The sequence below is a fragment of the Dyella japonica A8 genome, assembly GCF_000725385.1.
GTDB classification, from domain to species: domain Bacteria; phylum Pseudomonadota; class Gammaproteobacteria; order Xanthomonadales; family Rhodanobacteraceae; genus Dyella; species Dyella japonica_C.
The window spans coordinates 2,748,080-2,760,002 of record NZ_CP008884.1 but is presented as its reverse complement, the minus strand read 5'-3'; the positions used below and the strand labels follow the sequence as shown (position 1 = coordinate 2,760,002).

Annotated in this window: 12 protein-coding genes; 8 read left to right on the top strand and 4 right to left on the bottom strand. The window is 65.3% G+C overall.

What is annotated here, in order from left to right; all coding sequences use genetic code 11:
• Window positions 1–2: 2 nt before the first annotated feature.
• Window positions 3–1,910, bottom strand: coding sequence for an ABC-F family ATP-binding cassette domain-containing protein (locus tag HY57_RS11520; protein ID WP_026033863.1), 1,908 nt, complete (start codon window positions 1,908–1,910; stop codon window positions 3–5).
• Between the two features lie 250 nt (window positions 1,911–2,160).
• Here HY57_RS11520 and HY57_RS11515 point away from each other — a divergent pair, with 250 nt between their 5' ends.
• The 4 genes from HY57_RS11515 to HY57_RS11500 all read left to right on the top strand — a co-directional run bounded on the left by HY57_RS11515 (window position 2,161) and on the right by HY57_RS11500 (window position 5,983).
• Window positions 2,161–2,442, top strand: a complete 282-nt coding sequence (locus HY57_RS11515; protein ID WP_050997894.1) for a hypothetical protein — start codon at window positions 2,161–2,163, stop codon at window positions 2,440–2,442.
• Window positions 2,443–2,589: 147 nt separating this feature from the next.
• The gene (locus HY57_RS11510; RefSeq protein WP_019464909.1) at window positions 2,590–3,624 is read left to right on the top strand and encodes an agmatine deiminase family protein; all 1,035 of its coding nucleotides are present in this window, start codon (window positions 2,590–2,592) and stop codon (window positions 3,622–3,624) included.
• A gap of 151 nt (window positions 3,625–3,775) precedes the next feature.
• The gene (locus HY57_RS11505; RefSeq protein ID WP_019464908.1) at window positions 3,776–4,666 is read left to right on the top strand and encodes a carbon-nitrogen hydrolase; all 891 of its coding nucleotides are present in this window, start codon (window positions 3,776–3,778) and stop codon (window positions 4,664–4,666) included.
• Between the two features lie 78 nt (window positions 4,667–4,744).
• Window positions 4,745–5,983 (top strand): TraB/GumN family protein, encoded by a 1,239-nt coding sequence (locus tag HY57_RS11500; RefSeq protein WP_019464907.1) that lies wholly within the window; start codon window positions 4,745–4,747, stop codon window positions 5,981–5,983.
• A 179-nt stretch (window positions 5,984–6,162) separates the two neighbouring features.
• Here HY57_RS11500 and HY57_RS11495 read toward each other — a convergent pair whose 3' ends face one another.
• The gene (locus HY57_RS11495) at window positions 6,163–7,323 is read right to left on the bottom strand and encodes a glycoside hydrolase family 18 protein (RefSeq protein ID WP_038579718.1); all 1,161 of its coding nucleotides are present in this window, start codon (window positions 7,321–7,323) and stop codon (window positions 6,163–6,165) included.
• A gap of 180 nt (window positions 7,324–7,503) precedes the next feature.
• Here HY57_RS11495 and HY57_RS11490 point away from each other — a divergent pair, with 180 nt between their 5' ends.
• Together HY57_RS11490 and HY57_RS11485 are read left to right on the top strand one after the other, a co-directional pair.
• Window positions 7,504–7,827 carry a c-type cytochrome gene (locus HY57_RS11490; RefSeq protein WP_026033861.1) on the top strand — a complete coding sequence of 108 codons (324 nt, stop codon included), beginning with the start codon at window positions 7,504–7,506 and terminating at the stop codon, window positions 7,825–7,827.
• 18 nt (window positions 7,828–7,845) lie between these two features.
• Window positions 7,846–8,202, top strand: a complete 357-nt coding sequence (locus tag HY57_RS11485) for a c-type cytochrome (protein ID WP_019464904.1) — start codon at window positions 7,846–7,848, stop codon at window positions 8,200–8,202.
• A 70-nt stretch (window positions 8,203–8,272) separates the two neighbouring features.
• Here the strand turns inward: HY57_RS11485 and HY57_RS11480 are convergent, their stop codons facing one another.
• Window positions 8,273–8,881 carry an NfuA family Fe-S biogenesis protein gene (locus HY57_RS11480; RefSeq protein WP_019464903.1) on the bottom strand — a complete coding sequence of 203 codons (609 nt, stop codon included), beginning with the start codon at window positions 8,879–8,881 and terminating at the stop codon, window positions 8,273–8,275.
• Window positions 8,882–9,020: 139 nt separating this feature from the next.
• Here HY57_RS11480 and HY57_RS11475 point away from each other — a divergent pair, with 139 nt between their 5' ends.
• Both HY57_RS11475 and HY57_RS11470 read left to right on the top strand, forming a co-directional pair.
• On the top strand, window positions 9,021–9,362 hold the full coding sequence (locus HY57_RS11475) for a 4a-hydroxytetrahydrobiopterin dehydratase (protein ID WP_019464902.1): 342 nt from the start codon (window positions 9,021–9,023) through the stop codon (window positions 9,360–9,362).
• Window positions 9,359–10,894 carry a CPBP family intramembrane glutamic endopeptidase gene (locus HY57_RS11470; RefSeq protein WP_019464901.1) on the top strand — a complete coding sequence of 512 codons (1,536 nt, stop codon included), beginning with the start codon at window positions 9,359–9,361 and terminating at the stop codon, window positions 10,892–10,894. Before HY57_RS11475 ends, HY57_RS11470 begins: the two co-directional genes overlap by 4 nt.
• Here HY57_RS11470 and HY57_RS11465 read toward each other — a convergent pair.
• Complete coding sequence (locus tag HY57_RS11465; protein WP_026033860.1) at window positions 10,862–11,875, bottom strand: RluA family pseudouridine synthase; 1,014 nt, start codon at window positions 11,873–11,875, stop codon at window positions 10,862–10,864. The genes HY57_RS11470 and HY57_RS11465 overlap by 33 nt on opposite strands.
• Window positions 11,876–11,923: the final 48 nt, after the last annotated feature.

The following is an 11,923-nucleotide window of genomic DNA, read 5'->3' as shown; positions in this document are numbered from 1 at the left end:
GCTCAGGCCTCCAGCTGTTCGTAAAGTTCCAGCCACTCGCCTTCGAGTGTTTCCTTCTCGCGGCGTAGCTCCGCCTGCTTTTGTCCCAATCGCATCATCTCGGCGGTCGGGCCGTTGTAGGTCTCCGGGTCGGCAAGCTTGGCGTCGAGTGCCGTAAGCTCGCTCTCCAGCGTGGCGATGCGGGTCTCAAGCTTCTTCACGCGCTGGCGGGCGGCCTTTTCGTTCTCGCGCTCGGCGGCCATGCGCTGGCGACGCTCTTCCGGCGTTTCCACCCGTTCGACAGGCTTGGCAGCTTCCTTCTTCTTGGCTTTCTTGGCCTCCGAGCCGCGACTGCGCAACCAGCGCGCGTAGTCATCCAGGTCGCCATCGAACGGTTCCACGCTGCCATCGGCCACGCGCCAGAAGCTGTCGCTGACCATGCCAAGCAAGTGGCGATCATGCGAAACCAGCACCAGGGCGCCGTCGAACTCGGCCAGTGCATCGGCCAGCGCTTCGCGCATGTCCAGGTCGAGATGGTTGGTCGGCTCGTCGAGCAGCAACAGATTGGGCTTGTCCCAGGCGATCAGGGCCAGCGCGAGTCGTGCGCGCTCGCCACCGGAGAAGCCGTCGACCGATTCAAAGGCGCGGTCGCCGGCAAAATTCCACGACCCAAGGAAGTCGCGCAACACCTGTGCAGCCACGCCGGGCGCCTTGTCCTGCAGGTGGTCAAACGGCGACGCGCCCTCGCGCAGGCTTTCCACCGTGTGCTGGGCGAAGTAGCCGATCTTCAGGTCCTTGTGCGCCTTGCGCTCGCCGCCGAGTGGTGGGAGTTCGCCCACCAGGGTCTTGACCAGCGTCGACTTGCCCGCGCCATTGGGACCGAGCAGACCGATGCGCTCGCCCGCCTCCAGGCGGAAGCGCACGTTGTGCAGGATGGTGGCCGCCGGCTCGCCGTTCTCGCCGGGATAGCCGGCCTCGACCTCTTCCATCTGCAGCATGGAATCGGGGAGACGATCGGGCACGGCGAACTGGAAGCGGAAGGGGCGCTCCGCACGCACTGCTTCCGTGCCGGCCAGCTTCTCCAGCCGCTTGACGCGCGACTGGGCCTGCTTGGCCTTGCTGGCCTTCGCCTTGAAGCGATCAACGAAGGATTGCAGATGCGCGCGTTCAGCCTGCTCGCGCTCATGCGCGATCTGCTGCTGGCGCAGCTGCTCGGCACGCAGGCGCTCGAACGCGCTGTAGTTGCCGGTGTAGAGCTTGGCGCCGCCATCGTTCAGATGCAGGGTGTGCGTGATCACGCCATCCAGGAATTCACGGTCATGCGAGATCACCAGCAGGGTGCCCTGGTAACGGCGCAGCCATTCTTCCAGCCACAGCACGGCATCCAGGTCGAGATGGTTGGTGGGCTCGTCGAGCAACAACAGGTCCGATGGCGCCATCAGCGCGCGAGCCAGGTTCAGTCGTACGCGCCAGCCACCGGAGAACTCCCTGACCGGCGTCTCGTGCGTTTCGGGCGCAAAGCCGAGGCCGTGCAGCAGGCGCCCCGCGCGGGCCCGCGCGTCGTAGCCATGCAGTTCCTCGATGCGGTGATGGGCACGCGCCATCGCCTCGGTGTCACCGCGTGCCTGAGCGTCCAGTTCGTCGCGCAAGGCCTTGGCCAGCTCCTCGTCGCCACCCATCACGTATTCGATGGCCGGGTCCGGCAGGGCCGGGGTCTCCTGCGCCACCGAGGCCATGCGGATCTTCGCCGGCATGTCCAGGTCACCGGCATCGGCCTCCACCTGGCCCTGCAGCGCAGCAAACAGGCTGGACTTGCCGCAGCCGTTGCGCCCCACCACGCCAAGCCGCCAGCCGGTCTGGATCACCAGGTCGATATCGGAAAGCAGCAACCGGCTGCCTCGGCGGAGGGCAAAACGACGAAACGAAATCATGGGGAGCGGTTATCCGGACCGGGCGTCCAGCCGCCCTAAGCCCTCCATGATAACGGCCCGGACGCCCCAATCCTCACGATGAATGCCCACGGCGTCGCAATCGCCACAGATTCGCGTGGATTAGCCCGGACAGTTCTGCTACAACGACGCCGCAACGCCTTGCGCGGAGAGGGGAACCGTGAACACGTTCGGAATCAGCAAGTTCAGCATCAGCCTGTCCATCGCCGTGCTGGCCCTTGCCGGCCTCGGCATGCCTGCCGCCGCCAGCGCGGAGAGCCTGCTCGTCAACCGCGTGCAGCAGGAAAAAACGATGGACCTGCCCTCGCGCGGCATGAGCATGACCGAGGTGGAGAAGAAGTACGGCGCCCCTCAGCACAAGCTCACGCCCCGTGGCGGCGACAGCGCCAAGCACCCGGTGATCAACCGCTGGGACTACTCGAATTTCATCGTGTATTTCGAGAAGAGCCACGTGATCCACGCCGTGCTCAATACGCCGGCGGGCAACAACACCAATCCCGCCTCCGCCAACTGACCGGCGCTGACATCACCCCGGCGCGGCTCGTGGAAACACGGGCCGCGTTGTCTTTTTCTCCCTGTCACGTCCCATCGTTTACACTCTGCGCCCTTCGTTGCCCGCCCCGCGCCGGCAGCCGTCCCCGCCGCAAGAGACCCACCTACGATGACCGACCTTAGCCTTCGCCTTCCGGCGGAATGGGAGCCGCAATCGGCCGTGCTGATCGCCTGGCCGCATGCCGGTACCGACTGGGCCGACCGCCTCGCCGATGTGGAAACCACGTATGTGGCGCTGGCCGCCGCGGTTACGCGCTTCCAGTCGCTGATCATCGTGGTAGGGGACAACACGCTGCGCCTTCGCGTGCAGGCCCTGCTGACGGGCGAAGGCGTTGATCTGTCCAAGGTGCGTTTCGTCGAGCTGCCGTATGACGACACCTGGCTGCGCGATTCGGGTCCGATCACGCTGAAGGCCGGCGACGGCGCCTTCCAGCTCACCGATTTCCGCTTCACCGGCTGGGGCGGCAAGTTCGGTGCCGATCAGGATGACGCGCTCATCGCCGGTCTCGTGCAGCAGGGCGTGTTCGGCAAGGCCTCCCACAAGCGCATCGACTGGGCGCTGGAAGGCGGTGGCATCGAGAGCGATGGCGTGGGCACCGTGCTTACCACCTGGCGTTGCCTGGTCCAGCGCCATCCTGAGCAGTCGCGCGAGCAGATGACCGAAATCCTCAGCGACAGCCTGCACGCCCAGCGCGTGCTGTGGCTGGATTACGGTTATCTGGAAGGCGACGACACCGACGCACACATCGACACGCTGGCCCGTTTCGCGCCGGGCGACCGCATCGTCTACCAGGCCTGCGACGACACCAGCGACCCGCACTACGACGAGCTCAAGCGCATGGGCGAGGAGCTGGCCGCGCTGCGCACGCCGGAAGGCAAGCCGTACACGCTGTATCCCCTGCCCTGGGCCAAGCCGATCATCGATGAGGGGCGTCGCCTGGCGGCTTCTTACGCCAATTACCTGATCGTCAACGGCGCGGTACTGGTGCCTGCCTATGGCGATGCGGTGGACGACGAGGCGGCCCGCATCATCGGCGAGGCCCACCCCGGTCGCGAGATCGTGCAGGTGCCCTGCCGCCCGCTGATCTGGCAGAACGGCAGCCTGCACTGCATCACCATGCAGCTGCCGGCCGGCATCGTCTGACGGCAGGTCGGACTCGGCCCAGGAGCGCTGGAAACCAGCCTCCGGACGCGCCATATATGAACCATCGACCGGCCCCGAAAGGGGCCGGCTTCGTCTTATCCGCTAGACTTGGCGGCCTGCTCCCCGGCAGCCCCTACCCGAGAACCCGCCGATGACCCGCAAGACCCTCAAAGTCGCCCTGCTGCAGGAAACCGACCGCGGCAGCCGCGACGCCAATCTCGACGCCATTGAGGCGGGCCTGCGCGAAGCCGCAGCCAAGGGTGTGGAACTGGTGTTGCTGCAGGAGCTGCACAACGGGCCGTATTTCTGCCAGCGCGAGTCGGTGGACGAGTTCGATCTGGCCGAGACCATCCCGGGCCACAGCACGGCGCGCATCGGCAAGCTGGCCGAGGAGCTGAAGCTGGTCGTGGTCGCCTCGCTGTTCGAGAAGCGCGCCACGGGCCTGTATCACAACACCGCCGTGGTGTTCGACCGTTCCGCCGCCATCGCGGGCAAGTACCGCAAGATGCACATCCCGGACGATCCGGCCTTCTACGAAAAGTTCTACTTCACGCCGGGCGACCTGGGTTTCGACCCCATCGACACCTCAGTGGGCCGCCTTGGCGTGCTGGTGTGCTGGGACCAGTGGTATCCGGAAGCCGCCCGCCTGATGGCGCTGGCTGGCGCGGACCTGCTGCTCTATCCCACCGCCATCGGCTGGGATCCGCAGGACGACCAGGCCGAAAAGGACCGTCAGCGCGAGGCATGGGTCACCGTGCAGCGCGGCCACGCGGTCGCCAACGGCCTGCCGCTGCTGTCGTGCAACCGCACGGGCTTCGAGGCGGACAAGGCCGGCGTCACCAACGGCATTCAGTTCTGGGGTACCAGCTTCGTGGCAGGGCCGCAGGGTGAATTCCTGGCGCAGGCGGGTACGGACCAGCGCGAACTACTGATCGTGGATGTGGACATGGCGCGCAGCGAGCACGTCCGCCGCATCTGGCCATTCCTGCGCGACCGCCGCATCGACGCCTACAGCGACCTGCTCAAGCGCTTCCGCGACTGAACCTTTGACGCGGCACGACTTGGTTCGTGCCGTGGCCATCCCCATGCAGTTCTTGCCTACGCGACACCGACACCACGCATGAGCCAGACCGACATCGCCGACGCCCTGCCCCCCGTGCTGCGAGACCAGCCTATCGAGCGCGTCACGCGCGATGGCGTGGAATACGTGGTGCTTGGCACGGCACACGTCTCGCGCACCAGCGTCGATGCAGTGGAAGCGCTGCTCGCGCACGAAACCTTCGACGCCATCGCGGTGGAGCTTTGCGACAGCCGCGCGCAGGGCATGCGCGATCCCGATGCCTTCAAGCAGATGGACCTGTTCCAGGTGATCCGCCAGGGCAAGGCGGGCATGGTGGCGGCCAGCCTCGTGCTGTCCTCATTCCAGAAGCGGCTCGCCGAGCAATACGGCATACAGCCGGGTGCGGAAATGAAGGCCGGCATGGATGGCGCCGAGCAACGCGGGCTTCCGCTGTGGCTGGTGGACCGCGAAGTCGGCACCACGCTTCGCCGCGCCTGGCACAGCGTGGGCTTCTGGCAGCGCTTCGGCCTGATGGGCGGCCTGGTCGCCAGCGTGTTCGAGCGCCAGGACATCGAAGAGTCCGAGATCGAAAAACTGAAACAGGGCGACATGCTGGAGAGCGCCTTCAGCGAGTTCGCCACCAACTCGGCGCCGCTGTATCGCGCATTGATTGCCGAGCGCGACGCCTACATGGCGGCGCGCCTGCGCGAACAGGCGGCGCAAGCCGGATTTGGCGAAGGCCGTCGCGTGCTCGTCGTGATCGGCGCGGGTCATCTGAAGGGTCTGTGCGAACAGCTGCGCACCCAGCAGAGCGACCCCTCGGTGGAGGCCGCCACGCTCGCCGCCGCACCGCCGAAAGCACGCTGGCCCAAGTGGCTCGCCATTGGCCTGGTGCTGGCCGTGTTCGTCGCCATCGGCTTCGCCTTTCATCGCAACGCAGCCCTGGGTACCTCGGCATTGCGCGACTGGGTGCTCTACACCGGCGGCTTTTCGGCGATCGGCGCCATCATTGCCGGTGCACACCCCTTGAGCGTCATCGCCGCGTTCATCGCCGGCCCCATCAAGCCGTTCCGCCCTGGCATTCCGTCAGGCGGCATCAGCGCCATGGTGGAAGCCTGGGTGCGTCGCCCGCGCGTGGCGGACTTTGAAACGCTTCGCGACGACATCGGTCACTGGCGCGGCTGGTGGCGCAACCGCGTCGCCCGCACCCTGCTCAACTTCTTCCTGGTCTGCCTTGGCACCATCATCGGCGAGTACACCGCCGGGATTCATATCTTCAAGAGCTTGTTGGGCGGCTGAACGCCCTCGCGTCGGGCCTCCGCCCGGAAGCCGCGCCACCTACACGCTGGTCATTCCGGCGCAGGCCGGAATCCAGTTGCGTCGGTATTGGATTTTCGCAGAAGCGGGGCCAGGTCCCCGCGTCAGTCCGACCTCATCGAAACTGGATTCCGGCCTGCGCCGGAATGACGAGCAGTAACTCAGTGCGTCCGCAGCGACTGATCCAGCACGCCCAGCAACTCCTCGTTGCGATCCAGGCTGTGTTCCCAATACATCACGCCACCCAGCCCCTTCGTCTTGACGAAGGCCGCCTTGGCGCGCAGCGACTCGGGATCCTCATAGCTCACGAAGGTGTGCGTCTGCGCATTCCACAGGTACGGCGCGGCGGCTTTCGCATCCCAATGGCGCACGTAGCCGTTCTTGCCGATGTAGCTCGCCACCAGCTCGTCCCATGAGGGCGCGCCCGCGAACTTGGTGTACTTCTGCTGCAGGCCATCATGTGCGGGATCGGCGCCGGTGAACGCGCGCCCGTAGAACGCCACGCCCAGGTTGAGCTTCTTGGCCGGCACGCCTGCGGCGAGGAACTGCGCCACGGCCTTGTCTCCGGCGCGATCGTCGGCCGGGGCCAAGTCGGACAGATGCAGCCCGGCGTGATGCCCGGTGGTGGGCGTCAGGCTGTTGTGGAAGTCGTAGGTCATCAGGTTGAACCAGTCGAGCGAGTGCGATACGCGCTCCAGCTCGATGCCCGCGACGAACTCGCTGTCCGCCGCGGCGATGGTCAGCAGATAGTGCCGGCCGCCGTGCGCCGCGCCCATCTTGTCGAGGCGCGCGCGCAGTGTCTCCAGCAACAAGCTGAAGTTGCGCTTGTCCTCAGGACGATGGCTGATGCCGGGACCTGGCAACGTCGGATATTCCCAGTCGAGATCGACGCCATCCACATCGTACTTGTCGATGAAGGCGGCGACGCTGTCGGCCATGCGTTGGCGCGTGGCCTCCGTGAGCGCGACATCCGAAAAATAGTCAGCCGTCCAGCCACCGATGGAGACGATGATCTTGAGGTTCGGGTTGAGTTTGCGCAGCCCGGTGAGGGTGGCAAGCGTCTGGCCAGCGACCGGACTGGGGAACACGACGTCGCCCTTGGGCTCGAGCTTGGCGAAGGCGTAGTTGATCACGTCGAGCTTGTCGGCACTCACGTGTGGCAGCGGCTGGCTGTCGCCGACATAGCCAACGATGCGGTAATCTGCCGCAGGGGTCGCCGCCCTCGCCTCGCCCACCTGCCAGGCCACACCAAAGGCCAGCGCCACCGCCGCCGCGACCTTCAGAACACGTCGATGACCGGCCTTTTCAAGCATCTTTCGCATGCATTGCCCTTTGCGTTGGTTATGGCGCGCCAGCTGTCCGCACGCGCTCCCTCCGGGCCACTGTGACATTCCGTGCTGATGGAAATCAGTGGCTTGCGACATGTTGTCCGTTCGTGAACGCTACGACTATACTGCCGTGACATTCACCATGTACCAGCCGGAATCGTGGGGACGATCCTGATGACTCGAGTGCAACTGCTTGGCCTGACCGTGGCCGCAGCTCTCTTCGCCACTGCCAGCGTGCATGCCGAGGGTGACAAAGCTGCCGGACGCAAGTTGATCTACACGTGCAATGGTTGTCATGGCGTACCGGGGTACGCCAACGCTTACCCGAACTACCCCGTGCCGCGCATCGCTGGACAGAACGAGCAATACATCGTCAACGCCCTGCATGAGTACAAGGCTGGCGAGCGCAAGCATCCGACGATGATGGCCCAGGCGCAGAGTCTGTCCGACCAGGACATCCAGGACGTCGCCGCCTACCTCTCCAGCCTCGCCAAGTAAGCCAAGGACCCGAACCGCATGAAACGTGCACTGACCCTGCTTTCATTCGGCGCCGTCCTGGCGTTCGCCTCCACCCAGCTGCTGGCCGCCGGCAACATCGACAACGGCAAGCAGAAGGCCGCCGCCTGCTTCGCCTGCCACGGCACCGACGGCAACGCCGTCGATCCGCAGTACCCGCGCCTGGCCGGCCAGTACAACATGTACATCCAGCAGGCTCTCAACGAGTACAAGACCGGCCAGCGCGACAACGCCATCATGAAGGGCTTCGTGGCGCAGCTGTCCGACCAGGATATTCAGGACGTGGCGGCCTACTTCTCCAGCCTGCCGACCAAGCTGGACACCCTGCAGGGACATATCCAGGGCGACAAGAAGTAAGTCTTGCCGCAGGCATCAAAAAAAGCCCGCCATAGGCGGGCTTTTTTTTGGACGTTCATGCGGCGCTGGCTCAGCCAAGCGCGGACTGGCCTTCCTTCTTGCTGTAGTACGGATTGCTGCCGCCGCTGTGGTCGGTGGCGTCGCGCACTTCGGTAATTTCGGGCACGCGCTCGCGCAGCGTTTTCTCCACGCCGTGCTTGAGCGTGACATCGACCATGCCGCAACCATGGCAGCCGCCGCCAAACTGCAGGATGACCACGCCATTGGCATCCACCTCGAGCAGGCTCACCCGACCGCCGTGAGAGGCGATCTTGGGGTTAACCTCGGCCTCGAGCACGTAACGCACGCGCTCGATCAACCCGGCTCCTTCGCCCGGAATCTCACCCTTGATGCGAGGCGCCCGGATATTGAGCTGGCCGCCAGTAGCATTCGGCTCGAAATCGATGCTGGCACCTTCCAGCCACGATGCGCTGTCACCATCCACGTTGAAGTCGAAACCATCGCAGACGATGGTCCACTCTTTGCCGGTCAGTTCATCCGGCTCGGCGAACTCAAGTTCGCAATTCGCCGCGGGCGTGCCGGGCGAGGTCACGCGCAAGCGGATGCTCAGCCCTTCGATACCCTGCTGGGAGAGCAGTCGCAGGAAGTGCCTCTGTGCGCGTTCTGAAATATCGATCATGTCCACTCCAGCGGAAACTCCGGCATGGCCGGTAATACAGCACCATTTTAGTCCTATTTTGATCCGGCTGCCCGGCTTTGACTTTTCCGCGCCAAGCTTCGACGCTTCGCACCTTTCTCTCTTGCCACGGACTTTCGCCATGAGCCTCAGCCAACTCGCCAGCCAGCACTGCACGCCGCGCAAGGGGAAGGAACACGCGCTCGAGGGCGCCGCGCTGAAGGATCTGCTCGCCGCGCTACCGGGATGGAAAGTTACCGATGACGGCAAAGCCATCGTCAAGGACTTCAAGTTCCCTGACTTCCACCACACGCTCGGCTTCATCAATGCGGTGGGCTTCATGGCCAATCAAGAGGATCACCACCCGGATCTCGAGGCCGGCTACGGCCACTGCCAGGTGCTGTGGTCGACGCATGACGTGGGCGGCCTGTCGATGAACGACATCATCTGCGCGGCTCGCGTCGACGTCCTGCTCGAGCGTTGAGTACCCCGCGCCACGCCTCGCCGCTCCTTGCCGCCGCGGGCTTCCTCGCGGCGGTGGCGGTGTTGTTGTGGTGCATGGCGGGGCTGTCCCGCTGGATCACGGGTGGCCAGCTGATTCATGAGGCCGGCCAGCGGGCATCGACGCTCCGCGCGGGTGAGCCGCCCTGGCAGTGGACGCTGCGCCGCCCGTCCGACCTTGTCGCCAGCCGCGTGTTTGGCCACGCCAAACTTGGCATCACGCCCGACGGCCTGGAGATCACCAGCCTCGACGGCAGCTCGTTCGAACTCGGATTGCCATTGGCTGCCCCTGTCGACCTGGCCCACTGGCCCCTGCTGCACATCGACATGCAGGCGAGCCATGCCGGAACCATGGGGCTGCGCTACCAATCCCGGGAATCGAGCACGGCTTGCTTGGCCGACCCGGCGGCACCCATGTCGAGCGGCACAACGTCGCTGTCGATCGACCTGCAGGCCCTGGACTGGCATACGGCCCAAGGGGAGGCATGCCCGCCGCCCGGCGTGGTCGCCTACATGCTGCGACTCAGCATGACCCTGCCCCCGGGCGCCACGCTGTTGGCCCGGTCCGTCACAACCCATTCGCCGGCTGGCCGGACGGTACCGGGGGCCGTCGACCGGCAACTGGCGGACATCCGGTTATCCAGCTCCGACGGATCAGACAAATGGCTGCCCAATACGCAGCAGTTGTCGCGCTATCGGGCGCCCGTGGTGCGACTGCCGGACGGCGCCTCCGCCGAAACCATGCTGCTGCTGCGCGATCGCATCCGGCAATACTGGCCGGCGGCGATCATCGTGCCGTCCGGTCAGGCATTGCCTGACCACACGTCGACGCGCATGCCGCCCTGGCTCGACGGGGGTGTGTGCGGCCTCTATCTGGTCTGGCTGGGGTGGCTGGCCGTGCGCCAGCGGCCTGGCGTGGTGCGACCCTGGACCGAAGTTGCGGCGATTGCCACGGGTCCCTTGTGGCTGATCGCCGGACTGCGCTGGGGGCCGGAGCCCTCCCTGGCCGGGATCACCGCCTTTGTCGCCGCGTTGGTCTACGGCGGCCAGTGCGAGTGGCGGCGGCGCCCTGTGGAATGGAGCTGGTGGGGACGCGGCCGATCCGACTGGCTGTATCCACTGCTGCCGCTACCTGTCGCGGCGGCACTGACATGGGCGGACGGGCATCACCTGCTTCACCTGGACGGCCGGCATATCCTGACCTACCTCGGCTGGGCGCTCTTGCAGCAATGGGCCATGCTCGCCCTGGTGATGGGGCGGCTGGAGCGCACGGGCCTGCCCAAGGCAGCCGTCATCCTCGTGACGGCGACCCTGTTCGGCTTGCTCCACACACCGAACGGCTCGCTCATGCAACTGTGCCTGCTGGCCGAACTCTGGTGGGCATGGTGCTTCATGCGCTCACCGCGCCTGATACCCATTGCCTTCGCCCATGCGGCGAGTGCCTTGCTGGTGGAGGCCGGACTGACCGGCCACCTGCTGCGCTCACTCGAGGTCAGTGCGCGCTTCTTCCTGTAGCCTTTCCCACAAGTACCTGATTTTCTTTCCTTTAACCGCGAGAAGATCGAGGAAGTCCTTCAGGTCGTCCGGCAATGGCGCTGAGAAGCTATACGAGCGACCGTCCAGCTCGAAACTCATGTGCGAGGCATGCAGGAACAGGCGATTGAGGCCCAGGTCCTTGAACGCCTTGTTCATTTCCTTGTTGCCGTACTTCGGGTCACCCGCCAGCGGATGGCCGATATGGGCAGCATGGACGCGGATCTGGTGGGTACGGCCCGTTCCCAGCGTCGCCTGCATCAGGCGCGCGCCCGGGTAATGCTCCATCTCCTGGAAAAAAGTGAGCGATGGCTTGCCGTTATCGGACACTCTTACCATCCGCTCGCCGCCCTGGAGCACCGACTTGAGCAGCGGCGCATTGACGCTGAACTTGGCCTTCCCGGGGTGACCGTCCATCAGGCAGAGGTACTGCTTGGTCACCTGGTTGTCGCGGATCGCGGCCTGAAGGCCGGTCAGCCCGGCGCGGGTCTTGGCGAACACCAGCACGCCGCTGGTGTCCCGATCCAGGCGATGGACCAGTTCCACGTGCTCATTCGGGCGCGCCGCGCGCAGCAGCTCGATGGCACCGTGACTGACGCCGCTGCCGCCATGACTGGCGACGCCGGTCGGCTTGTCGATGGCGATGAAGTGCTTGTCTTCGAAGATGATCGACTCAACAAGCGATGAGACGGCACCGGCAGGCGGCCCCTTCTCGGCCACTTTTTCCGCCGTGCGGACGGGCGGAATACGCAGCATGTCACCGGCCGCGAGACGCGTCTCAGGCTTCGCGCGCTTGCCGTTCACACGCACCTGCCCGGTACGCAGGATGCGGTAGATCATGCTCTTCGGCACCCCCTTGAGCAGGGTCATGAGCGCATTATCGATGCGCTGACCGTCCCTTTCGGGTCCGATCTCTACTTGACGCACACCGTGAGGTGCGTCGGGGGAAGTTACCGTCTGCATTGAAAAAAACCTGACGAAATAGGATACTCGACCGGCGTTTGGTCCCGC

What these genes read in the sequence shown, in the direction of transcription:
- HY57_RS11515 (WP_050997894.1), top strand. Translation starts at nt 2,161, where the DNA reads ATGCCTGCCGCCGCCAGCGCGGAGAGCCTGCTCGTCAACCGCGTGCAG.
- HY57_RS11485 (WP_019464904.1), top strand. Translation starts at nt 7,846, where the DNA reads ATGAAACGTGCACTGACCCTGCTTTCATTCGGCGCCGTCCTGGCGTTC.
- HY57_RS11505 (WP_019464908.1), top strand. Translation starts at nt 3,776, where the DNA reads ATGACCCGCAAGACCCTCAAAGTCGCCCTGCTGCAGGAAACCGACCGC.
- HY57_RS11475 (WP_019464902.1), top strand. Translation starts at nt 9,021, where the DNA reads ATGAGCCTCAGCCAACTCGCCAGCCAGCACTGCACGCCGCGCAAGGGG.
- HY57_RS11495 (WP_038579718.1), bottom strand. Translation starts at nt 7,323, where the DNA reads ATGCGAAAGATGCTTGAAAAGGCCGGTCATCGACGTGTTCTGAAGGTC.
- HY57_RS11490 (WP_026033861.1), top strand. Translation starts at nt 7,504, where the DNA reads ATGACTCGAGTGCAACTGCTTGGCCTGACCGTGGCCGCAGCTCTCTTC.
- HY57_RS11510 (WP_019464909.1), top strand. Translation starts at nt 2,590, where the DNA reads ATGACCGACCTTAGCCTTCGCCTTCCGGCGGAATGGGAGCCGCAATCG.
- HY57_RS11520 (WP_026033863.1), bottom strand. Translation starts at nt 1,910, where the DNA reads ATGATTTCGTTTCGTCGTTTTGCCCTCCGCCGAGGCAGCCGGTTGCTG.
- HY57_RS11465 (WP_026033860.1), bottom strand. Translation starts at nt 11,875, where the DNA reads ATGCAGACGGTAACTTCCCCCGACGCACCTCACGGTGTGCGTCAAGTA.
- HY57_RS11500 (WP_019464907.1), top strand. Translation starts at nt 4,745, where the DNA reads ATGAGCCAGACCGACATCGCCGACGCCCTGCCCCCCGTGCTGCGAGAC.
- HY57_RS11480 (WP_019464903.1), bottom strand. Translation starts at nt 8,881, where the DNA reads ATGATCGATATTTCAGAACGCGCACAGAGGCACTTCCTGCGACTGCTC.